The 21,413-nt window shown below is 36.6% G+C and carries 19 protein-coding genes, 2 tRNA genes and 1 other annotated feature (1 of these 22 running past the window's edge); of the genes, 16 read left to right on the forward strand and 5 right to left on the reverse strand.

Going from position 1 to position 21,413, the window contains the following annotated elements; all coding sequences use genetic code 11:
- Window positions 1-68, forward strand: a binding site (T-box leader); it begins 126 nt to the left of the window's first position.
- A 55-nt stretch (window positions 69-123) separates the two neighbouring features.
- The gene (leuS, locus tag LfDm3_RS02315) at window positions 124-2,541 is read left to right on the forward strand and encodes a leucine--tRNA ligase (RefSeq protein ID WP_039143849.1); all 2,418 of its coding nucleotides are present in this window, start codon (window positions 124-126) and stop codon (window positions 2,539-2,541) included.
- A gap of 82 nt (window positions 2,542-2,623) precedes the next feature.
- Window positions 2,624-4,306, forward strand: coding sequence for a putative polysaccharide biosynthesis protein (locus tag LfDm3_RS02320; RefSeq protein ID WP_191978914.1), 1,683 nt, complete (start codon window positions 2,624-2,626; stop codon window positions 4,304-4,306).
- 52 nt (window positions 4,307-4,358) lie between these two features.
- Here the strand turns inward: LfDm3_RS02320 and LfDm3_RS02325 are convergent, their stop codons facing one another.
- On the reverse strand, window positions 4,359-5,183 hold the full coding sequence (locus LfDm3_RS02325; RefSeq protein WP_039143850.1) for an NAD(P)H-hydrate dehydratase: 825 nt from the start codon (window positions 5,181-5,183) through the stop codon (window positions 4,359-4,361).
- Between the two features lie 111 nt (window positions 5,184-5,294).
- Here LfDm3_RS02325 and pepV point away from each other — a divergent pair, with 111 nt between their 5' ends.
- Window positions 5,295-6,698 carry a dipeptidase PepV gene (gene pepV / locus LfDm3_RS02330; RefSeq protein WP_039143851.1) on the forward strand — a complete coding sequence of 468 codons (1,404 nt, stop codon included), beginning with the start codon at window positions 5,295-5,297 and terminating at the stop codon, window positions 6,696-6,698.
- A 43-nt stretch (window positions 6,699-6,741) separates the two neighbouring features.
- Here the strand turns inward: pepV and LfDm3_RS02335 are convergent, their stop codons facing one another.
- Window positions 6,742-7,374: a deoxynucleoside kinase gene (locus LfDm3_RS02335; RefSeq protein ID WP_010021710.1), complete on the reverse strand. Its 633-nt coding sequence runs from the start codon at window positions 7,372-7,374 to the stop codon at window positions 6,742-6,744.
- 169 nt (window positions 7,375-7,543) lie between these two features.
- Here LfDm3_RS02335 and LfDm3_RS02340 point away from each other — a divergent pair, with 169 nt between their 5' ends.
- The 3 genes from LfDm3_RS02340 to LfDm3_RS02350 are packed head-to-tail and all read left to right on the forward strand — an operon-like array spanning window position 7,544 to window position 9,360.
- Window positions 7,544-8,218 carry a type II CAAX endopeptidase family protein gene (locus tag LfDm3_RS02340; RefSeq protein ID WP_191978915.1) on the forward strand — a complete coding sequence of 225 codons (675 nt, stop codon included), beginning with the start codon at window positions 7,544-7,546 and terminating at the stop codon, window positions 8,216-8,218.
- Window positions 8,219-8,230: 12 nt separating this feature from the next.
- On the forward strand, window positions 8,231-8,860 hold the full coding sequence (locus tag LfDm3_RS02345; protein WP_039143855.1) for a hypothetical protein: 630 nt from the start codon (window positions 8,231-8,233) through the stop codon (window positions 8,858-8,860).
- Window positions 8,860-9,360, forward strand: coding sequence for a phosphatidylglycerophosphatase A family protein (locus tag LfDm3_RS02350; protein WP_010021706.1), 501 nt, complete (start codon window positions 8,860-8,862; stop codon window positions 9,358-9,360). The genes LfDm3_RS02345 and LfDm3_RS02350 overlap by 1 nt, the downstream gene beginning before the upstream one ends.
- A gap of 33 nt (window positions 9,361-9,393) precedes the next feature.
- On the opposite strand, the gene LfDm3_RS02355 is transcribed toward LfDm3_RS02350, so the two are convergent.
- Window positions 9,394-9,621 (reverse strand): hypothetical protein, encoded by a 228-nt coding sequence (locus LfDm3_RS02355; RefSeq protein ID WP_039143857.1) that lies wholly within the window; start codon window positions 9,619-9,621, stop codon window positions 9,394-9,396.
- A gap of 565 nt (window positions 9,622-10,186) precedes the next feature.
- On the opposite strand from LfDm3_RS02355, the gene LfDm3_RS02360 reads away from it, so the two are divergent.
- The 3 genes from LfDm3_RS02360 to LfDm3_RS02365 all read left to right on the forward strand — a co-directional run bounded on the left by LfDm3_RS02360 (window position 10,187) and on the right by LfDm3_RS02365 (window position 12,031).
- Window positions 10,187-10,423, forward strand: a complete 237-nt coding sequence (locus tag LfDm3_RS02360) for a hypothetical protein (protein ID WP_039143860.1) — start codon at window positions 10,187-10,189, stop codon at window positions 10,421-10,423.
- A 316-nt stretch (window positions 10,424-10,739) separates the two neighbouring features.
- Window positions 10,740-10,898, forward strand: a complete 159-nt coding sequence (locus LfDm3_RS06830) for a hypothetical protein (RefSeq protein ID WP_156112340.1) — start codon at window positions 10,740-10,742, stop codon at window positions 10,896-10,898.
- Window positions 10,899-11,185: 287 nt separating this feature from the next.
- Window positions 11,186-12,031 (forward strand): glycosyltransferase family 8 protein, encoded by an 846-nt coding sequence (locus tag LfDm3_RS02365; protein ID WP_052236578.1) that lies wholly within the window; start codon window positions 11,186-11,188, stop codon window positions 12,029-12,031.
- A gap of 297 nt (window positions 12,032-12,328) precedes the next feature.
- Here LfDm3_RS02365 and LfDm3_RS02370 read toward each other — a convergent pair.
- Window positions 12,329-12,412, reverse strand: a tRNA-Leu gene (locus LfDm3_RS02370).
- A 131-nt stretch (window positions 12,413-12,543) separates the two neighbouring features.
- Here LfDm3_RS02370 and LfDm3_RS02375 point away from each other — a divergent pair.
- The 4 genes from LfDm3_RS02375 (at window position 12,544) to LfDm3_RS02390 (ending at window position 16,730) form a co-directional block, all read left to right on the forward strand.
- Window positions 12,544-13,002, forward strand: coding sequence for a MarR family winged helix-turn-helix transcriptional regulator (locus LfDm3_RS02375; RefSeq protein WP_010021627.1), 459 nt, complete (start codon window positions 12,544-12,546; stop codon window positions 13,000-13,002).
- 207 nt (window positions 13,003-13,209) lie between these two features.
- Complete coding sequence (locus LfDm3_RS02380) at window positions 13,210-14,757, forward strand: UDP-N-acetylmuramoyl-L-alanyl-D-glutamate--2,6-diaminopimelate ligase (protein WP_039143864.1); 1,548 nt, start codon at window positions 13,210-13,212, stop codon at window positions 14,755-14,757.
- Window positions 14,747-16,003, forward strand: coding sequence for a carboxylate--amine ligase (locus tag LfDm3_RS02385; protein WP_039143865.1), 1,257 nt, complete (start codon window positions 14,747-14,749; stop codon window positions 16,001-16,003). Before LfDm3_RS02380 ends, LfDm3_RS02385 begins: the two co-directional genes overlap by 11 nt.
- 4 nt (window positions 16,004-16,007) lie before the next feature.
- Entirely contained in the window at window positions 16,008-16,730 is a 723-nt protein-coding gene (locus tag LfDm3_RS02390) for an aspartate/glutamate racemase family protein (RefSeq protein ID WP_039143867.1), read from the forward strand.
- 15 nt (window positions 16,731-16,745) lie between these two features.
- Here the strand turns inward: LfDm3_RS02390 and LfDm3_RS02395 are convergent, their stop codons facing one another.
- Window positions 16,746-17,081, reverse strand: a complete 336-nt coding sequence (locus LfDm3_RS02395; RefSeq protein ID WP_010021621.1) for a DUF1516 family protein — start codon at window positions 17,079-17,081, stop codon at window positions 16,746-16,748.
- 92 nt (window positions 17,082-17,173) lie between these two features.
- Here LfDm3_RS02395 and LfDm3_RS02400 point away from each other — a divergent pair.
- From LfDm3_RS02400 to LfDm3_RS02410, 3 genes are all read left to right on the forward strand, one after another.
- Window positions 17,174-17,244, forward strand: a tRNA-Gly gene (locus LfDm3_RS02400).
- A 223-nt stretch (window positions 17,245-17,467) separates the two neighbouring features.
- Window positions 17,468-19,159 carry an arginine--tRNA ligase gene (gene argS, locus LfDm3_RS02405; protein WP_039143869.1) on the forward strand — a complete coding sequence of 564 codons (1,692 nt, stop codon included), beginning with the start codon at window positions 17,468-17,470 and terminating at the stop codon, window positions 19,157-19,159.
- Between the two features lie 104 nt (window positions 19,160-19,263).
- Complete coding sequence (locus LfDm3_RS02410; RefSeq protein ID WP_039143871.1) at window positions 19,264-21,381, forward strand: transglycosylase domain-containing protein; 2,118 nt, start codon at window positions 19,264-19,266, stop codon at window positions 21,379-21,381.
- Window positions 21,382-21,413 lie beyond the last annotated feature (32 nt).

A 21,413-nucleotide genomic window follows, 5' to 3' on the forward strand; every position in this document is an offset into this window, starting at 1 on the left:
TCCGCGTTATGGAATCAAGAGTCTCTTATGAGAAATTTAGGTGGTACCGCGGAATCCTCGTCCTATAGAATTGTGTTTCTATAGGCTTTTTTTATGGCAATTTTTACTAAGGAGTGAACTTTAATGGCTTACGATCATTCAAAGATTGAAAAGAAATGGCAAAAATACTGGGAAGATCATCAAACCTTTAAAACCAGTGATAAACAAGAAAAAGATAAATACTATGTTTTAGATATGTTTCCTTATCCATCTGGTCAAGGACTTCATGTTGGTCACCCGGAGGGATATACGGCAACTGATATCATGGCCCGTTTTAAACGGATGCAGGGCAAAAATGTGTTGCATCCAATTGGTTGGGACGCTTTTGGCTTACCAGCTGAGCAATACGCTTTGAAGACAGGACATAATCCGCGGGACTTCACTAAGAAAAACATTGAGAATTTTAAACGACAAATTAAATCATTAGGATTTTCTTATGATTGGGACCGGGAAGTGAATACTTCTGACCCTAGCTATTATAAGTGGACTCAATGGATTTTTGAACAACTATATAAGATGGGACTTGCCTATGAAGACGAGATTGAAGTTAATTGGGCACCTGACTTTATGGGTGGAACTGTCGTTTCAAATGAAGAAGTTGTCAACGGAAAAACCGAACGGGGTGGTTATGACGTTTACAGAAAGCCCATGAAGCAATGGGTTTTAAAGATTACCGCGTACGCCGATCGCTTACTTGATGATCTTGATGATTTAGACTGGCCTGAAAGTATTAAACAAATGCAGCGGAACTGGATTGGTCGTTCGGTAGGAGCTAGCATTTCATTTGATGTCAATGAAGAAGATCAGAAGATCGAAGTGTTCACCACTCGACCGGACACAATTTATGGGGTATCATATTTAGTTCTGTCCCCAGAAAATCCAATCGTTGATCAGATCATGACGCCAGAGCAGAAATCTGAAGTTGAGAATTATCGGGCCAAGATTGCTTCTAAGTCTGATTTGGAACGGACTGATTTAAATAAGGATAAATCAGGAGTATTTACTGGTGCTTACGCTATTAATCCCGTTAACGGAAAAAGAATTCCAATCTGGATTGGGGACTATGTTCTTCCAAGCTATGGAACTGGAGCAGTAATGGCGGTTCCGGCACACGATCAACGTGATTTTGATTTTGCTAAAAAATTCGATTTGCCAATCATTCCAGTTATTGAAGGTGGCGACGTTAGTGAGGCAGCTTACACTGGTGATGGAGTTCACATTAATTCTGGTTTTCTTGACGGGATGGATAAAAAACAAGCCATTGACAAAATTATCGAATGGTTAAAAGACCATCATGCTGGAAACAAGAAGGTTAATTATCGTTTACGTGACTGGATCTTTAGTCGTCAACGTTATTGGGGTGAGCCCATTCCAGTAATTCATTGGGATGATGGCACTACCTCGCTTGTCCCAGAAGATCAGCTTCCATTAAGATTACCTAAGACTGCTGACATTCAACCATCTGGAACTGGTGAAAGTCCACTTGCTAACCTGACAGACTGGGTTAACGTTACCGATAAAAATGGACGTCACGGAAGGCGAGAAACTAACACGATGCCACAGTGGGCAGGAAGTTCTTGGTATTATTTAAGATACGTTGATCCTCATAATGATAAGATGATTGCCGATCCAGAAAAACTTAAGTACTGGCTTCCAATTGATTTATACGTTGGTGGGGCTGAACATGCAGTTTTGCACTTACTCTACGCTCGTTTCTGGCATAAGGTACTTTATGATTTAGGGGTCGTTCCTACTAAAGAACCATTTCAGAAACTAGTTAACCAGGGAATGATTTTAGGGACTAATCACGAAAAAATGTCTAAATCTAAGGGCAATGTGGTTAACCCAGATGACATTGTTAAGCAGTATGGGGCAGATACATTGCGATTATATGAAATGTTCATGGGCCCACTTTCTGAATCTAAACCATGGAATACGGATGGAATTGTTGGAGCTAATCGATGGATCAAACGAATTTGGCGTCTTTACATGAATGATGATAATACGCTTAGTGATGTGATTGTTGATGATAATGATGGAAGCCTAGATAAGATTTATAACCAAACCGTTAAGAAAGTTACTGACGATTTTGAAAATATGCGTTTTAACGTTGCCATTTCACAAATGATGGTTTTCATTAATGAAGCTTATAAAGCTAACAAACTACCCAAAAAGTATGCGGAAGGCTTTATTAAACTGCTTTCACCAATTACTCCTCACGTGGCTGAAGAATTGTGGCAACAATTGGGTCATGATCGCTCAATTGAACTTTCACAATGGCCAGAAGCTGATGAAAGTAAACTGCAAGAAGATCAAGTTGAACTAGTTGTTCAGGTCAATGGTAAAGTGCGTGGTCATATTAAAGTGAGCGTCGATGCTGGCAAAGATGAGACCGAACAAATTGCTTTAGATGATGAAAACGTTAAATCATTCCTTGATGGGAAGACGGTTAGAAAAGTGATCGTTGTTCCAAAGAAAATCGTTAATATTGTTGCAAAGTAAAAAGGTTATTCATGGAAAATTTGATATTATTTTTTGAAATATTTAAAATTTATATTTGTAACGTGAAAGTAGGGGAAAATTTGTGAACAACGAGTTTGAACAAGATGAATTAGAAAAAGATGAAATTGAAGATAGTGAAAAATCTCAAGGTAAGATGGTTAAAGGATCAGCTTGGATGACCATTGGTAGCATTCTTTCTCGAATCCTTGGTGCCATTTATATTATTCCTTGGCGTTTGATTTTTGGAGCTTCATTGTTCCCACTTGCTAATACGTTGTATACCATGGGTTACAATATTTATAGTGAATTTCTGACGATTGCTATTGCTGGAATTCCCTCAGCTGTTGCCAAAGAAGTTGCGCATTACAATGCTCTAAATGAGTATGGAGTGAGTGCCAAGCTTTATAAAAAGGGAATTACGCTTTCGGTTGTGACCGGAGTTGTTTGTGCTCTTTTGATTTATTTTTGTGCGCCTATCTTAGCTGGTAGTGGTGGAAAAAATGCCATTCCAGTTATTCGTTCCTTGGCATGGGCAATTTTAATCATTCCAGCCATGAGTTTGACCCGTGGATACTTTCAAGGATTCCAACAGATGGCTCCTTCTGCCATGTCTCAATTTGTTGAGCAATTAGGGCGTGTCATTTATATGTTGGCTTCCGCCTTTTTCATTATGGTGATTATTCATGGTAGTTGGGTAACGGCCGTTACCCAATCGACGTTTGCGGCCTTTGTTGGTGCTGTCTTTGGTTTTCTGGCCCTTGGCTGGTATTACTGGCGCCGACGTGATCATTTTCAAGGATTGATTGCTTCAAGTGATAATGCCATTAACGTTAAGACCAATGACCTCTATAAGGAGATTATTAGTCAAGCGGTTCCTTTTATCATCCTAGGTTCTGGCATTACCATCTTTCAATTGATTGATCAATACTCATTCTTTAACATTATGCATTGGGCAACTAATTACACTAATACTAATCTTCAATATATCTATGCAATTTTTGCCGCCAATGCTAATAAATTAATTATGATTGTGGTTTCGTTAGCATCGGCTTTAGCAATTACCGTAGTGCCATTGTTATCAGAAGCCCGTACTAAGGGTGATAATCACTCGATTAGTAAACAACTTAGTAATGCGTTGATTTTGTTTGAATTTGTGATGTTCCCAGCAGCATTAGGAATGGCTGCCATTGCTGGACCGATTAACCGAACTTTTTACGGGACGGCTAATATGGATCTTGGGGCAGACGTTTTAACCTTTTCTGCCATTGTTTCGATCAGTCTTGGACTATTTACCGTTGTAACCGCATTAATGCAAGGAATTTCGGAGAACAAACGGGCTGTTAAATACTTTGTGGTAGGGACCATCATTAAATTAGTTACTCAAGTTCCGCTTGTATACTTTTTCGGTGCATTTGGTGCTTTGATGGCTACTGCAGTTGGATTTACAATTGCTAATTATCTGATTATTCATTCTCTTAAACGTGAATTCGGATTGGAAATAGATGATATTAAAACTAACTCAGTTAAAATTTTAACGTTTGCACTAATCACATATCTGGTGGCTTTGATTGTTGTATACGGAGCTAACTTTGGACTTGGATTGATATTTAATTACAATAGTTCACTGATTAGTTTGTTTGTTTCTGTTTTAGCAACAGCAGCTGGTGGCTTTGTGTACTTATTCTTAGTACTAAGGAGCCGGGTTGCGGATCGAGTTTTAGGAAATAAAATGAAGAGTGTTAGAAGATTATTACACATTCGATAAAATTAAAAAAATGACAGGATTTAAATCCTGTCATTTTTTATTATGATTAATTTCATGCTTCGTGTTCATGCATAAATTGAGGAAGTCTCTTTGAAATCTGATGGGGAAGGACAACATACTGTGTATTTGCCAATTCATCAGCAATGGCACTATGAGAATAAACAGCGGCTAAAACCGCGTCAACTTCGTTATCAAATTGGGCTACAAATCCACCGATAATTCCAGCAAGGGTATCACCCATACCACCAGTTGCTTGAGCAGGCGTTCCAGTCGTATTTTGATAGACTTCATCGGGAGTGTAAACTTCAGTTCGATCGGATTTGAGAACGACAATTCCACCGATCTTGTCACGAGCGGCCTTATTACGTTCTTCGGTTTGATCCGCCATTTTAATTCCTGAAAGACGCTGCCATTCCATCTGATGTGGCGTAAAAATTAATTTAGCATCTGGAAGCTTGAGACCACGTTCAGCAACCATGGTAATGGCTGACCCATCGATTAGTAAAATTTGATCTGGAGTAACAGTATCAAAGACGGTTTCCATGATTTCGCAACTATGATCATCAGTTCCAAGACCAGAACCAATCGTAATGACCTTCATTGATTTAATTAATTGAACCATTTGATCAGTATCGTTATAATCTGCAAACATGGCTTCTGGTAGCCAAGCGTGAAGAGAACTTTGATTGGTGGGATCTGTGATAGTGGTAGTGAGTCCAGCGCCTGAGTAAACTGCTCCAAGCGAGCTCATGATAATTGCACCACCAAAGTTTTCATTACCACCAACTAGAGCAATTTTGCCGTAAGTTCCCTTAAAACTATTTTTAGGACGGATTCGAATGGTTTTAGTTAAGATTGATTTGTCAATTTTTTTCATTTTATTCACCTCGTTTGCATTATATCATTCAGAGATTGAATGTTGGTTAAACGAGTTGCTGCTTTCTTGATTATGTTAAAATAAGAAATAATGACGTAGGAGGATTTTAACATGGCAATTGACTGGAAAAGTAAAGCACAAGATTATAAAAATGATTATTTAAATGATTTAAAAAAATTAGTTTCAATTGATAGTTCTAGAGATCTCGACAACGCAACGGATGAGTTCCCGTTAGGACCAGGTCCAGCACATGCACTACAACAATTTCTTGAATTTGGTGATCGAGATGGCTTTACCACCAAGAACATTGATAATGTAGTTGGTTACATTGAATATGGTTCTGGAGATGAAACCATGGCAATTTTGTCACATGCAGACGAAATGCCTGGTGGAGCTGGTTGGGATACTAATCCATTTGAGTTGAAAATCGATGGAGATAATGCAATTGGACGAGGTGTCTCTGATGATAAGGGACCTGGACTTGCCGCTTACTATGGACTTAAGATGCTTAAGGATGAGGGAATTGAACCCCAAGTTAAGATTCGTTTGATTATTGGAACTGATGAAGAATGTGATTGGACTGGTATGAAACGTTACTTTGAAGTCGAGCCAACTCCTTCGTTTGGCTTTTCGCCGGATGCAGAGTTCCCTTTAATCAATGGTGAAAAAGGGAATGTTACCCTTGAAACTCATTTTGATTCCAATCAAAGTGATGGAGATAATACTCTGATTAACTTTAAAGCTGGATTACGTGAAAACATGGTTCCACGAGATGCTGAAGCTGAGGTTACGGCGGCCAATGTATCTAATATGGCAGACCAGTTTGAGCAATACTTAGATAAAGTTCCAGTTACTGGAAGTTATGAAATTGAGGGTGACAACATCAAACTAACCGTCGTTGGTAAAGCTGCTCATGGGATGGAACCTAAGAATGGAATCAATGCCGGGACTTATTTGGCAGATTTTCTGGTGGATTACAGTTTTGATACTAGCGGTGCCAACATTATTAATTTCATTGATGAAAAGCTTCATGATGATTCTCGGGCCCATAAACTCGGACTTAATTTTACGGATGATGTAATGGGTGAATTAACCATGAATGTTGGATTAATGAACTTTAGTCACAAAGACGGAGGAATGGTCAACACTAATTTCAGGTATCCTAAGGGAATTACTACTGATACAATCCTAGCTAAGATGCAGGATGCGGCAGATCGTTTCAATGGAACAACTAAGCAAATTTCACAAATGGATCCTCATTTCGTTGATGAAAACGATCTAATTGTTAAGAAATTAATGGGAATCTATCGAGAACAAACCGATCAGGATGATGCTCAACCAGAAGTTGTTGGTGGTGGAACGTATGCCCGAATGATGAAGCGTGGTGTAGCATTTGGAGCACTTTTCCCTGGAGCTGAAGATACAATGCATCAGGCTAATGAGTATTCGCCAGTTAATGATTTGATTCTGGCAATGTCCATTTATGGTCAATCAATTTATGAATTATCTAAGTAAGATACAAAAAAGAACCTAGATCATTTTGATCGAGGTTCCTTTTTTATCTGATGGTTTTTAATTTGTCGTCAATTTGATTCAAAATTATTTTTACGTTTTTGGGATCTTCTAGATCATATTTTTGCAGATCTACTTTCATCTTAGGACTAATGTCATAGTCTGCATACCATTTTTGGTATGCTTTCCACATTTTGTAGTAATATTCTTCCAGGCCAGGATCGTTATCCCACTGTTCGTAATCACGACCACGTTTCTTAATGCGATATAGAATCGTATCAAAATCACTATAAGCATAGACCAACAGATCAGGACTCTTTTTTGGAAGTTCCTTTAATTCGGCCATCATGTTATCTAATAATTTTAAGTACACTTCAAGTTCAACGTCTGAAATGTTTCCTTCGGCGTTGTTTTCTTTGGTAAATAAAGCATCTTCGTAAATCGAACGGTCAAGTACATTATTATCTTGTTTTAGTGCCTTTTTAATCATCGAGAACCGTTTATTTAAGAAATAAATCTGAAGTAAAAAGCCATACTGCTTTGGATCCTTATAGTAAAGTGGCAAGACAGGATTGTCACCTACTGGCTCATAGAAGGGCTCTGTTCCGTAATGTGCAGCGATTTTTCCCGTTAAGGTGGTTTTCCCCACACCAATCATTCCAGCTGTAATAATCACCATGCTTAGCTCCTCTTTTAGTTTAATAACGTCTTTTAGTATATCATTTCAAATCTTTAAGGTTAATGATGGATATGAAGTCAAAATCACCCCCTTTGTCTGAGAGATTGGTATTATGGTATTCTATGTAAGTGAGAAAATTTGGAGATGAATTTAATTAATGAAATGGGAAATGAATCTAATTAATTTTTTGAAAAGAGCAGTCATTTTTATTGGTTTAATCCTATTGATTTTTGCCGTTCAAATACCGGTGCAGTTGATTGGGATTAAAAATTATCATGGGATAAAAGCATTTCTTTGGGGTGCCTTTTACCTTGCTCTTTTTTTAGTGATCATTGGTTTGGCATTCTGGGCTTATCGAAGTGTGTACCGTCAGCATAGCCATAAGATTACTTTTCATGATTTAAAAATTATTTTAATGGCAATTTTGAGTTTCTTTATTATTGAAATTGTGCTGCAATTTTTTAATAAATTGATTTTCAATCAAGTTGGTACGAAAAATAATAATGCGATTCTGAGTCTTTTTCAGAGTAATACCACGGTGCTTGTTTTAATGAGCATTTCGGCTGTTTTTTTATCACCAGTTTTAGAAGAGTTAGTATTTAGAGGCTTTTTCATCAATGCTTTTTTTAATCAGAATGCTTTCTGGCTACCAATTGTTCTCAGTGGCCTACTTTTTTCTTGTGGTCACATGAGTTCAAACGTCATTAGCTTCATGATTTATGCCATCCTAGGGATAATTTTAGCTTATGTATACAAAAAAACAGGGAAAATTGAAGTTTCGATTGGAGTTCATTTTTTAAATAATCTGATCGCAACTGGATTTATGTTACTTGCTGTACTGTAATGGAGTAAAAAAATGAATATATCTGAATTTGCTTATTTTAATCAGTTAAAAAATCAATTAGCCAACGTCAGTGAAGAATTAGAAGAGCAAAAGCAACGTTATTTAAGCTGGGTTGCTGATTTGGATCAATTAAAAAATGATTATGATGTTGATACCATTGATGAACTTGCCAGTGTCTTGAACAATGGTGATGATGATCAGAAGACTGATGATATCAAGAATGCCTTACTTAACAATGATGAAAATTATTTATTGAGTAATATGAAGATGTTAAATAATACCGATTTTCAGAAATGTCAGTATTTAAAGGAACAAGTTCAAGAACTTAATCATGAATTGACGGAAGTTGAAAGATTTTATAAGAATAGTGCTATTCCGATAATTGATAAGATGAAAAAGAGTAAAATGGTAGAAGTTACGGAAATATCAAGTTCAAAAAATAGCAGTGATACAATTCTTCACTTTAACTTTTTATCAGATTTTACTCATTTTCAAGAGTTTTTTAGTAAAGAATTGTATGTCGATGAAATTATCAAGGATCATCTGCGTAAGCAAGAAGTTATTTCTATGATGATTTCCGAGGATAACTATCCAAATGAATATGATATGACCCGAATTGAAGATACGGAGGAAGATAATTAATGGTAGATCGAAGAGATTATAAATATCCTGATACTCAAGCGTATGACTTTGTGGTTAAGCGATTGAATGAGCATGGGGTAACAATTAAAGATATCGCAAAAATTGCGGTGGATTTGCAACGAAAATATTCAAATGTTCCTGATTTAGATTATGTATGTGGAATTGTCAATGACATTCTGCATAAAAGGGAAGTTTTAAATAATGCCATGGTGGGACTAGAGCTTGATCGATTAGCTCAAGCAGGCGAGTTAGAAGAACCACTAGAGAGTATCGTCTCACACGATTTGGGAGTGTTTGGAGTTGATGAAACTTTGGCACTTGGGATTGCTTCTATTTATGGAACAATTGGTGTGACTAACTATGGTGAAATTGATACCAATAAAAATGGGATTGTAAAAGAATTGGATACTAATGGTCAGTTGGTTAATACATTTATTGATGATATTGTAGGAGCCCTTGCTGGAGCAGCCGCTGCCAAAATTGCACATGATAATGCTTAAAAAAAGATCCTCACTATTTGGTGAGGATCTTTTTTATTTTGCTTTTTTTACGGCTTTGATGCACTTGGAATCAAATCTAAACTCATCATGAATACTGGTTGACTCACCAACATCATGTCTAACCACCTTTAACCAGTCATCCTGATTATCACCCATTCCAGTTGGGTTAACAAAGGTAACCTCAACTAAATCACCGATTTCGTAAGGTAAGTCTTTATCATATTCCACTAAATTATATGTTTCGTAAGCTTTTGTTTTCATAGTTTTCCCTCCATGAACTAATTATAGCAAACTATCCAAGAATCTTTTAAAATTACGTCACCATGCAGGAAAAACTAAATAGTTATATTGCTTCGAATACATGATAATAATTATTATATTATAAGTAAAAATTAGATTGAAAATAAATTTAAATGCTGGTATAAAAGGATTTATAATTATAAGTTATAAAGTTAAAGACGTTATTGTCGTTGCTTTTAATAAAGTTTATAATCTAAAACGAGAAGTAAGCAGTAAGAGTTTCATAGTGAAATATTGAATGTTGAGATTAAACAACGAGACAATTTAGTTAGAGCTTGTGTAGGAGCTAACTCTAACTAAGATATTACGGGGTGTGAGAAGCCTTTTATATCAGATGTTATGACTCATTAATGGTGAAGACAACCGTTTAGTGGGAGCACTATGTCTTGTTAGAAATTTGAATTTAAAACAATTATGCGAATTTATTCGTATATTTCAATATGATGAATACTCTGAAATACCATTAAGGTCACGCTACTTCGTAGTGTGACCTCTTTTTTTATTGTGGGAAAGGAGGTGAGTCATAATGAAGGAGTTTAAGCTAGTAGTTCCAAGTACAGATCGTAGTGTTCAACTTAATGGAAGAACAATTTACTATTACAGTATTGGAAATGAGAACAACTACTCAGTCGTTTTTCCATATGATGCTGAGTATTTGAATTTACCTCATGGTAATATTGTTTTTCGCTCGATCACAGACGACTACTCTGGCAGAGCCACAGATGGTAGTTCGTACCATGCTACTATTCGTCTAAACGACTAGTTATGATGGGGGAGACAGAAGATTATTCTTCTGTCTCTTACATAGACTCCGATAATTTTTATTGATGTGGTAATGATTTAATTAAAGTTTCTGTGGACTGATTAAGATTATGTAAATCCACTAATATAGGTTCAAGAGAACCAAAAAATGAAGAGATAATAATGTTAATTATTATCTCTTTTTGTGTAATTATGATATTTTTTTCACATAGCAAGGCATAAATGTTGACTTGGCGGCATTTATGGCCTACTTTATAAGTGTAACGAAATATATCAAAGTGGGATGATTCAATGAAAAAGCGATTAAGAGAGCCATAATGATTAGTGTAGGAGTAGCACTTCTTGGCTTTCAGTTAGTTAGCTATTCAGTTGATCATATGGAAACTACATACGCGGTGTCAGTAAACACTAATGCTTCTATGACATCACAAGCAAAACCAGAATTAGCTAAATTATCGTATGATTATGGCACATAGGTCAGAATGGATTAAACAATTTAGACAAATTCCACGTTACTAAAATGGACAGATTGTCCGCTTTCATGAATGGTGAACGTAACCTTCACCAAATTAAGTTAGGTGATAAGACAATCTTAAAAACTCCAAATACAGTTAGTATGGTAAATGTGTCGTTGTTAGAAACAGATAGAGTAAAACGATTTAGTACCTAAATCAAGCGCATTTTTAATCGATAATGCTTGTTTAGGTATACAAAAACATTTTAAGTAATGTTTGCAAATAATTTTTTGAAGGGAATGATGTGTATGATTACAATTGCATCTACTACTGATAACAATATGGCGATTCCGCTTGCGGTTAATTATTCGTCAATATTGAACAATAATAAAGATTCCGACTTTGAATTTTATGTCGTTGATGATCATTTAAGTTCTGATAGCGTTGATTTGTTAAAATCACTAGCCAAAGTCTATGATAATTGTAAGTCGATTAACTTTCTTAAACCCAACACCGCAGCATATAAGGGTGCTAACGTGACATCTCCAGATAGTGCTATTAAAGAAAACACTTACTATCGAATTGAGCTTCCTGAAGAAATTCACAGGCCAAGAATTCTCTATCTGGATGCTGATATGACGTGTGTTGGTAATATTTCAGATCTTTGGGACACTGATCTAGATGGAAACATTGTTGGAGCAGTGGAAGATTCTGGATACGTTGATCGTTTAAAAGAAATGCATGTTAGTGATGAACCAGGCCAGTATTTTAATGCTGGATTGTTATTAATCGACACCAAAGCTTGGAATGATAATGATACTTCTGAAAAAGTAAGAAAATTGGCACTTGATAAGCCTGAAATGTTGAAGTACCAAGATCAAGATGCTCTTAATGCCATTTTTAATGGCCATTGGAAGAAGCTTGATCCTAAGTATAATTTGCAAAGTCACTTGGTTAAGGGTGAGAGTGGATTAAACCCAATCCCTGAGCGTCGAGCAGCTGAAGCAAAGGCACTTAAGAATCCTGTAATTGTTCATTACACTAATTTCGAGAAACCATGGATTATTAAAAATAATCGCCTTCATCCGTTGCGTGATTACTATTATCAAGCAAAGAATAAGTTAATTTATGACTTAGGTGATTATATTAATTAAGATATGTAAGAAGGGCAGACGTTATGTCTGCTCTTTTTTTGTGCAAGCATTAATCAATTAGGTTAAAAGTTTATCGAAAGAATGGGCTACTCAAGATGATTTGAATAGATTTTCTGAAATAATCAAAAAGAGGTTTGAAGAAAACAACAAAAAAGACGTAACCAATTAATTTTGGTAACGTCTTTTATAAGAACACAAAAAGGACACAATTTAATTAGGTTTGGTTAGTTTTGATTAGATCATATATATAAGAATGCTGATATAACAGTAATCACACATAAGCCAAAACACACAAAATGCCCGAGATGAGATTCGAACTCATACTCAGTAAACTGAACAGCGACCTGAACGCTGCGCGTCTGCCAATTCCGCCACTCGGGCAATTACTACTTTTCAATCATACAATAAAAATATCATAAAATAAACACTTAATTTCTATGTATCCTTGTATTTGTTATTTAGTTGTGTAAAATATAAGATAGTACAAGAGTTTTTAGAAAGAAGAGATTATTATGGTTGAACCACGTAAGATTGAAAGCCAGCTGTGCTTTGGAATCTATAATACAAGTAAAAAGTTTAGTCGGTACTACCAAATCGTCTTATCTCAATTTAATTTAACTTATCCCCAGTACATTACCATGTTGGTACTTTGGGAGCATGCACCAATGACCGTTCGTGAGCTTGGCTCATACCTCGATCTTGATAGTGGAACGTTGACGCCGCTACTAAAACGCCTTGAAAAACAAGGATGGGTTACCAGAACTAGAAGTCATAAAGATGAACGTGTAGTTATCGTTGATACTACCGATTATGCAAAGGAACAACGCGATAAAGTATATGAACACGTCAATCAGTGCTTTTCCGTCTTAGACATGAGTCAAGAAGATATCCAAAAGTGCTTAAAGATGGTTAATGCCGTCGGCGATCGTTTGGATAATGTTAGTGAACAAAAATTAAAAGATGTCGAGTAATTAAAGCATTTCGTTTAGATTAGATTTATCTAATCTGAATGGAATGTTTTTTATTATATTAATTTATGGTTTCATTAGTTGTTTTGAATTAGTCATTGGCTTGTTATTTTGGTAGAATTATCTAAGAGTAAATGAATTTAAAATTAAAATCTAAACGAATTGTTTAGATTTCCATTACAAAAATTAATGGGATGGAGCTGAATCTTTTTGTCACTAAGTATTCAAGAAATTAAAAACATTCTTCGCGAGCATGATTTGCTGAAGTCGATTAATCAAGTTAGCGATCATAACTTTGATTACGTTAGTTATGATTCGCGAGATATTAAACCCAATACGTTATTCTTTGGAAAAGGAAATTTTAAGCCAGAGTTTGTTACTAAAGCTAAAGATGCTGGTGCAACAGGCATTGTGTGTGAAAAACATTTATCTGAAAGTAATGGAATGAATGAAATCCTGGTTACTAACATTCAAAAGGCAATGTCACTAATTTCTGCCGCTTTCTTTAACTATCCACAAGATGATTTGTTTATTATTGCCTTTACAGGTACGAAAGGGAAGACCACCTCGTCTTATTTCACAAGAGATGCCATTGAAAAAGCAACTAGTGATCGAACGGCATTGTTTTCAACCATTAACACGGTAGTGGGAAATAAACCAGATCAAACTTTTAAGTCTCATTTAACCACACCTGAGTCATTAGATGTGTTTAAGAATATGCGGGCAGCTGTCGATAATGGTATGAAATATCTCATTATGGAGGTTTCTTCACAAGCTTACCTTAAGAATCGAGTCTACGGATTAAAATACAATGTGGGAAACTTTCTGAACATTTCACCTGATCATATCGGGGAAAATGAGCATCCCACGTTTGCTAATTATTTACACTGTAAGGAACAACTATTGGTTAACTCCCATACGTGTATCTTAAATGCTGATTCGGATCATTTAGTTGATATTTACTATGCAGCTAAAACTACCACTGATCCGGAAAACATTTATTTATTTGGTAAAAAGGGAACTACGCCACAAATTGAAGTTGATTTGGACTTTGTTTATGAATCAATTTCGGACAGTCTAACCAATAATGATATTCAGTTGAACTCAGTTTCTGAAAAAGCAAAGAAGTTAGGATTGGATGGAAATTATCGAATCGGAATTCCCGGAGATTATAATGAATCGAACGCAACAGCATCGATTATTTCAGCGGGACTTGCCGGATTTAAACGTGGTGACATGATAGACGGATTGGCGAGTGCTCGGATCCCAGGTAGGATGGAGATTTTTAAATCCAAAAATCATGGAAATGTTCACGTCGATTATGCACATAATTATGCTAGTATGAATGCATTATTAGGATTTTTAAAGCGTCAAGATCCCAATGGAAAAGTGATCGTAGTGGTTGGAAGCCCGGGTAATAAAGGAATTGATCGCAGAAAGGGGTTTGGTAAAGCCCTTACTCAAAATGCTGATGTTGCCTTTTTAACCACTGATGATCCAGCTTATGAAGATCCAATGAAAATTGCAAAAGAAATTGATAACCATATCGATCATGATAAGGTTGATGTTCATTTTGAAATGGACCGTGAAAAGGCTATTAAAGACGCCATTAATTTTGGTAAAACTGGTGATATTATTGTAGTTGCTGGAAAGGGTCGCGATCCTTATCAAAAGATTAACGGTGTTGACACACCTTATCCTACTGATTCAGTTATCGTGGAAGATTACTTGGAGGATTTAAACAGTAATGACAAATGAAAATGTTCCAAATTTCACTCCCGTTCTTTTAGGAAGTGATTTTAATGTATACGGAATGGCACGTTCTTTCTACGAATTATATGGGAAGCGTGTTAAGGCCTACGCTCAGGAACGACTTGCACCTACTAGGTTTACCAAGATTGTGGACCTTACTTTCATACCAGGCTTTAGTGAAGATCCAGTCTGGTTTGAAGAAATGAAGAAATTAAAGCAAAAGTACGCTAGTCATAAAGAACCAGTGATTTTAATTGGTTGTGGTGATGGGTATGCTGAACTAATCTCAAAACACAAAAAGGATTTAGAAGATGTCTTTGTATGTCCATACGTGGATTATTCACTGATAAAACAACTGAATAGTAAAGAAAACTTTTATAAAATGTGTGACAAGTATGGGATGCCATATCCCGGTACCAAGATTATTTCTAAAAATAATTTTGAAAAGGATAACTTTGCTCAACCTTTTGATTATCCGATTGCACTCAAGCCAACTAATAGTGTGGAGTGGTTGGACATTCACTTTGAAGGTAGAAAAAAAGCCTTCACCATTAAAAGTGAGGCTGAATATCGGAATATTGTTGGAAAGATTTATAATAATGGCTATACTTCGGATTTGATCGTTCAAGATTTTATCCCTGGTGATGACAGTAACATGCGGGTCTTAAACGCCTATGTTGATAAGAATCATCACGTTAAGATGATGTGCTTGGGTCACCCACTTCTGGAAGATCCCGCTCCATCAGCAATTGGTAATTATGTCACAATTATTCCCGACTTTGATCAACGTATTTATGATCAAATTCAAAAGTTTTTGGAATCAATCAATTTCACGGGTTATGCTAATTTTGATATGAAGTATGACGTGCGGGATGATACCTATAAGTTATTTGAAATTAATTTGCGTCAGGGTCGAAGTAGCTTTTTTGTGACTCTAAATGGTTATAATTTAGCTCAATGGGTTGTTCGTGATTACGTGCAGGATAATTTAGCTAATGATCAGACCGTTTATGCAAATAAGGATCCGGAAAATTACTATTTGTGGCTAGGAGTTCCTAATCGCGTCTTTAAAAAATACGCCAAGAAGAATTATGATAAAGAAAAAGCGGAAGAATTGATTCGAAAAGGCCAGTGGGGGACTACGTTCTGGTATAAAAAGGACGAAAACTTTATGCGTTGGCTTCTAATGAAGTGGATGGATCATAATTACGCAAAGAACTTTAAAAAGTATTTTCACATAAATAAGGAATAAGCGAATGAAAAAATTTTTTACAATCATTGGAGGGATGGGTACCCAAGCCACTGAAAGTTATGTGCATTTGTTAAATAAGCGTACCCCAGCTCACAATGATCAAGACTATCTAAACTATATACTAGTTAATCATGCAACTGTCCCTGATCGGACTGCTTATATTACTGATCCAGAAAATAATCCAAGCCCATTACCACCACTTGAAGAAGACATTCAACAGCAAAGTAAATTGGGTCCAGAATTTTTTGCGTTACCATGTAATACCGCTCATTATTTTTATGATCAGTTGCAAAGTGTAACTGATGTTCCAATTTTGCATATGCCAAGGCTGGCAGTAGGTGCTATTGCTAAAAAGTTTCCTCATGCAAGAAAAGTGGGCTTGATTGCCACTAAGGGGACACTTAAAGACAAAGTCTATGATAAAGAAATTGCAGACGCTGGTTACGAAATTGTTCATCCCACCGATGAAATTGCTGATGAAACAATGGATTTGATTTATAAAGGCGTTAAAGAGCAAGATTACGTTGACCCGAAATTGTATCATCATATTTTGAACCAAATGGTAAATGAACTTGGTAGTGATGTAGTTATTTTGGGTTGCACAGAAATTTCCGTGGCCGAGGAACGAGCTGGAAACCATGACTATCCGGTAATCGATGCGCAGTCTGAATTAGTTGATGAATCAATTCGTCTTGCCGAAAAAATGCAAAAAAATAAAGCATCCTAACAATGGGATGCTTTTTTATTGGATAAAGAAAAGTAATCCAACTGAAGCCAAGATTGAAATTAACGTTAGTAAAATAATATACGTTTTTAAGTTCCCTTGAATTTTTCTTTGATAGCAAATGTCAATGAAAGAAATGGCCACGATTGTCATGACAAAGCTTAAAAAGACCAGGTAACGGTGTTCATTGAAATGGTTAATGGTGAAGATTACTTCGGCAATCAACAAGAGAATGTAAAAAGCTCGCGTGTAAATGACACCCTTGATGATCTGCTTGTCTTGTTTGCGTGTGATACCAATTGTTAATGAGATTAATAAAAGAATCCATAAGAAAGTAATTATGTAAATTAACATGATATTTGTCCCTCCAAACAAAGTTTATCATAAGGCACCATGGAAGTCTTGATGACAATTGATATAATTCATGATACAATTATTTATGTATTGCGGGTGTAGTTTAGTGGTAAAATTTAAGCTTCCCAAGCTTACGTCGCGGGTTCGATTCCCGTCACCCGCTTTTGGGAAGCTACCAATGATGAAAGTGTAGTAGTCGTGATGGTTTTAAAGCAAGTCTAAGTTGATGTGAGTTAGACAAACGATGATGGTGAAGGCGTCCTTTCTAGGTATATAAGTTAATAACAAGTGGGTATTTCCAAATAGAGTGGTACCGCGGGTAATCTCGTCTCTTACATTAATTGAATTAGTGTAAGAGACTTTTTTTATTTATGAGGAGGAGAATTATGGATTATAGACAACAAGTTGCTGATGCAGTTGCAGATTCGATTAACAACCAAATTTCAACCAATGATATTTATGGAAAGATTGAAAAACCAAAGACACCTGAGAACGGGGACCTTGCCTTTCCAGCATTTATTTTAGCAAAAGAGTTGCATAAGGCTCCTCAAATGATCGCACAAGATATTGTAAACAATATTGATGGGAGTCAGTTTGATAAGGTAGTTGCGGTTGGTCCCTACGTTAATTTCTTCTTGGACAAAGGGAAAGTAAGTAAACAAGTTATGTCAGATATTTTGACTGACAAGGAACACTATGGTGATAACTATGATGGTAAGGATCAGACGGTTACCATTGATATGTCATCTCCTAACATTGCTAAACCCATGTCAATGGGACACTTACGTTCTACTGTCATTGGTAATTCAATTTCTGAAATTCTAAAGAAAAATGGATATAAGACAGTTAAAGATAATCATCTAGGAGACTGGGGAACCCAATTTGGTAAGCTAATTACGGCCTACCTGAAGTGGGGAAATGAGGATGATGTCAAGCGTGACCCAATTCATTACCTGGTTCAGTACTACGTTAAGTTTCATAAGGAAGATCAAAAAGATCCCGAATTAGACGAAGAAGCACGAGAATGGTTTAAGAAGCTTGAAGATGGCGATCCTGAAGCCACTAAATTGTGGGAATGGTTTAGAGACGTGTCTCTTAAAGCCTTTAATAATACCTATAAGACACTTGGGGTTAGTTTTGATACTTATAACGGTGAATCATTTTATAACGATAAAATGGATGAAGTCGTTGATATTCTTAAAAAGGACGGATTACTTCAGGAATCTCAAGGAGCTCAAGTCGTTGATTTAAGTGATGATAATTTGAATCCTGCCTTGATCCTTAAAAGTGATGGGGCATCCCTTTACATCACCCGGGATATTGCGACCGCGTTATACCGTGAACGGACATATCATCCCGTTATGAATCTTTATGTAGTGGGCTCTGAGCAGACTAATTATTTCCATCAGTTAAAAGCGGTGTTAAAGAAGATGGGAGTAGAAAATGCGGACGGAGTTCATCATATTCCGTTTGGATTAATTACGGTCAATGGTAAGAAACTTTCGACTCGTCGGGGTAACATCATTCTGCTTAATCAAGTTTTGGACGAGTCAATTGCAATGGCTAAACAACAAATTGCTGAAAAGAACCCCGACCTGCCAAACAAGGATGAAGTAGCCAAACAAGTTGGTGTCGGTGCTATTATCTTTGGTGACCTTAAGAGTGAACGAATCAATAGTATTGATTTTGTTCTTGAAGATCAATTGAAATTTGAGGGTGAGACTGGGCCATACGTTCAGTATGCTCACGCACGTTCAGAAAGTATTTTAAGAAAATCAGGCAAAAAAGAATTAAATGAGTCAGCTAACGAATTAACTGATGAGGGTGCCTGGGAAGTTATCAAATTGCTTCAAGCTTTTCCAGAGGTAGTTAAGCAAGCTCGCAATGAATTCGAGCCTTCTGATGTTGCGAAGTATTCTCTGAGATTGGCGAAAGCATTTAACAAATACTACGCTCATTCTAAGATTTTGGCTGATGATGACGAACAAGATGCTCGTTTAGACCTAGTAAAAAGTGTAGCAATCGTTTTAAAGGAATCGTTAAGATTGTTGGGGATTGAAGCTCCAGATCAAATGTAATAAAAAGGATGGATGTCAATCGATGTCCATCCTTTATCTTTTAAAATCCATTAATGTCCATGTGGTACAATAGCAATTAATGATAAAAGGAGATTTGGACTTTTATGGATAACAACAGCAAACACAAGTCAATATTTAAAAAGATTTGGGGTTACTTCAGAAGGTTCTGGCGACGATTTCAAATCACAAAATGGATTATTGTAATTGTTTTATTCATTGCCCTAGTTTTAAGTAGTTATTTAACAATTGTGGCAAAAACTTCGCACGTTCGTGATTTACAGTCGAATTTATCAAAATCTACTGTAATTTATGATTCTCATCATCATGAAGCTGGCAAGTTATACGCACAAAAGGGTACTTATGTTCAGATGAATAAAATTTCGCAGAATATTCCCAATGCGATTCTTTCAACGGAAGACCGTAACTTTTATAAAGAACATGGTTATTCAGTAAGTGGCTATGGACGAGCCATTTTACTAGCCGTAAAGAATAAAGTCATGGGTCGAGATTACATTAGCGGTGGTGGAAGTACGCTGTCACAACAATTAGCTAAGAATACATTTCTTTCGCAACAACAAACATTGACCCGAAAATTAAAAGAATTGTTTATCTCCATTGAAATTGAAAATGTTTACTCAAAGAATCAAATTTTAACAATGTATATGAACAATGCGTACTTTGGTAATGGAGTGTATGGGGTGGAAGATGCCTCTAAACGTTACTTTGGTCAATCAGCTCAAGACTTACCGGTTCAGGATGCTGCGGTACTTGCGGGGATGTTATCAAACCCTAGCAATAATCCAATTGATCATCCTGAGGCAGCTCGACAAAGAAGAAACGTCGTCCTTGAGTTGATGGCAAAGAATCATAAGATTACGAATTCAGAGGCTAAGAAGTATCAAGCAATGCCACTGAATACCAGGAATTCTTATCGATCAACCAATGGCTACAAGTATCCGTATTACTTTGATGCGGTAATTAACGAAGCCATTTCGAAGTATGGGTTAACTGAATCTGACATTATGAATCACGGATACAAGATATATACCAATCTTAATCAGCAGCAACAACAAAGTTTTCAAACTGATTTTAAAAATCCTAGTCTTTTTCCTAATGATGCAGCCGACGGAACCAAGGTTCAAGCTGCTTCAGTGGCCTTAAATCCTAAAGATGGCGGAGTTCAGGCCGTGGTTGGTGGACGTGGAAAGACCGTGTTCCGTGGGTATAATCGTGCGACAGATATTAAACGTCAACCTGGTTCAACCATGAAACCACTTGCGGTTTACACGCCGGCGCTCGAAAATGGCTATTACTATGATTCTGAACTTCAAAATGAGAAGAAATCATATGGAGCTAATCATTACACTCCACACAATTATAATGATGTTTACACCGGGAAAGTACCAATGTATCAAGCACTGGCTCAAAGTATGAATGCACCTGCAGTGTGGTTACTAAACAAAATTGGTGTTGATAAGGGTTACGATTCGGTTAAGAAATTCAATTTACCAGTTACAGATAAAGACAAAAACTTAGCCTTAGCACTTGGTGGGCTCTCAAACGGGGTTTCGCCACAGCAAATGGCAGGTGCCTACACTGCCTTCGCGAATAAGGGACGCATTTCACAGCCCTTCTACATTACTAAGATTGTTGATTCGACGGGTAAGACCGTGGTTGATAATGAGCATCCAAGTTCAAAACAAATTATGTCTGAATCGACAGCTCGTCAGATGACCAGTATGATGCTTGGCGTCTTTGATAATGGTACTGGGGTTGACGCCAAACCAAGTGGTTATCAAGTTGCTGGTAAAACCGGAAGTACTGAGGCCGATAACACTCCTGATTCTGATGCCACTAAAGATAAATGGATTGTTGGTTATACACCGAACGTGGTTGTGGCAACTTGGGAAGGATTTGATAGTACCAATTCGACTCATCATTTAGAGAATCTAACCGGGACCGATGTTGGGCCGCTTTATAAGACCCAAATGCAACAAATTTTACCGTACACTAACAATACCCAGTTTGGGGTTCAAGATGCCCAGACGGTTGCACGTGACGGTGATAACACTAATAATGACAATCATGATTCCAAATTATTTAAGGGAATTACTAATGATACTGGTAAAGTTGTAAAGGGAATTGTTAAAGAAGGAGCCAGTGGAATTAAAAAAGGCGCTGGAGAAGTTATTAGTGGAGCAAAGGCTTTACTAGGACGATAGCTTTACGTATGTTAAAATGTGTATTGTAACAA

This window comes from Fructilactobacillus fructivorans (genome assembly GCF_000814735.1).
GTDB classification, from domain to species: Bacteria; Bacillota; Bacilli; order Lactobacillales; family Lactobacillaceae; genus Fructilactobacillus; species Fructilactobacillus fructivorans.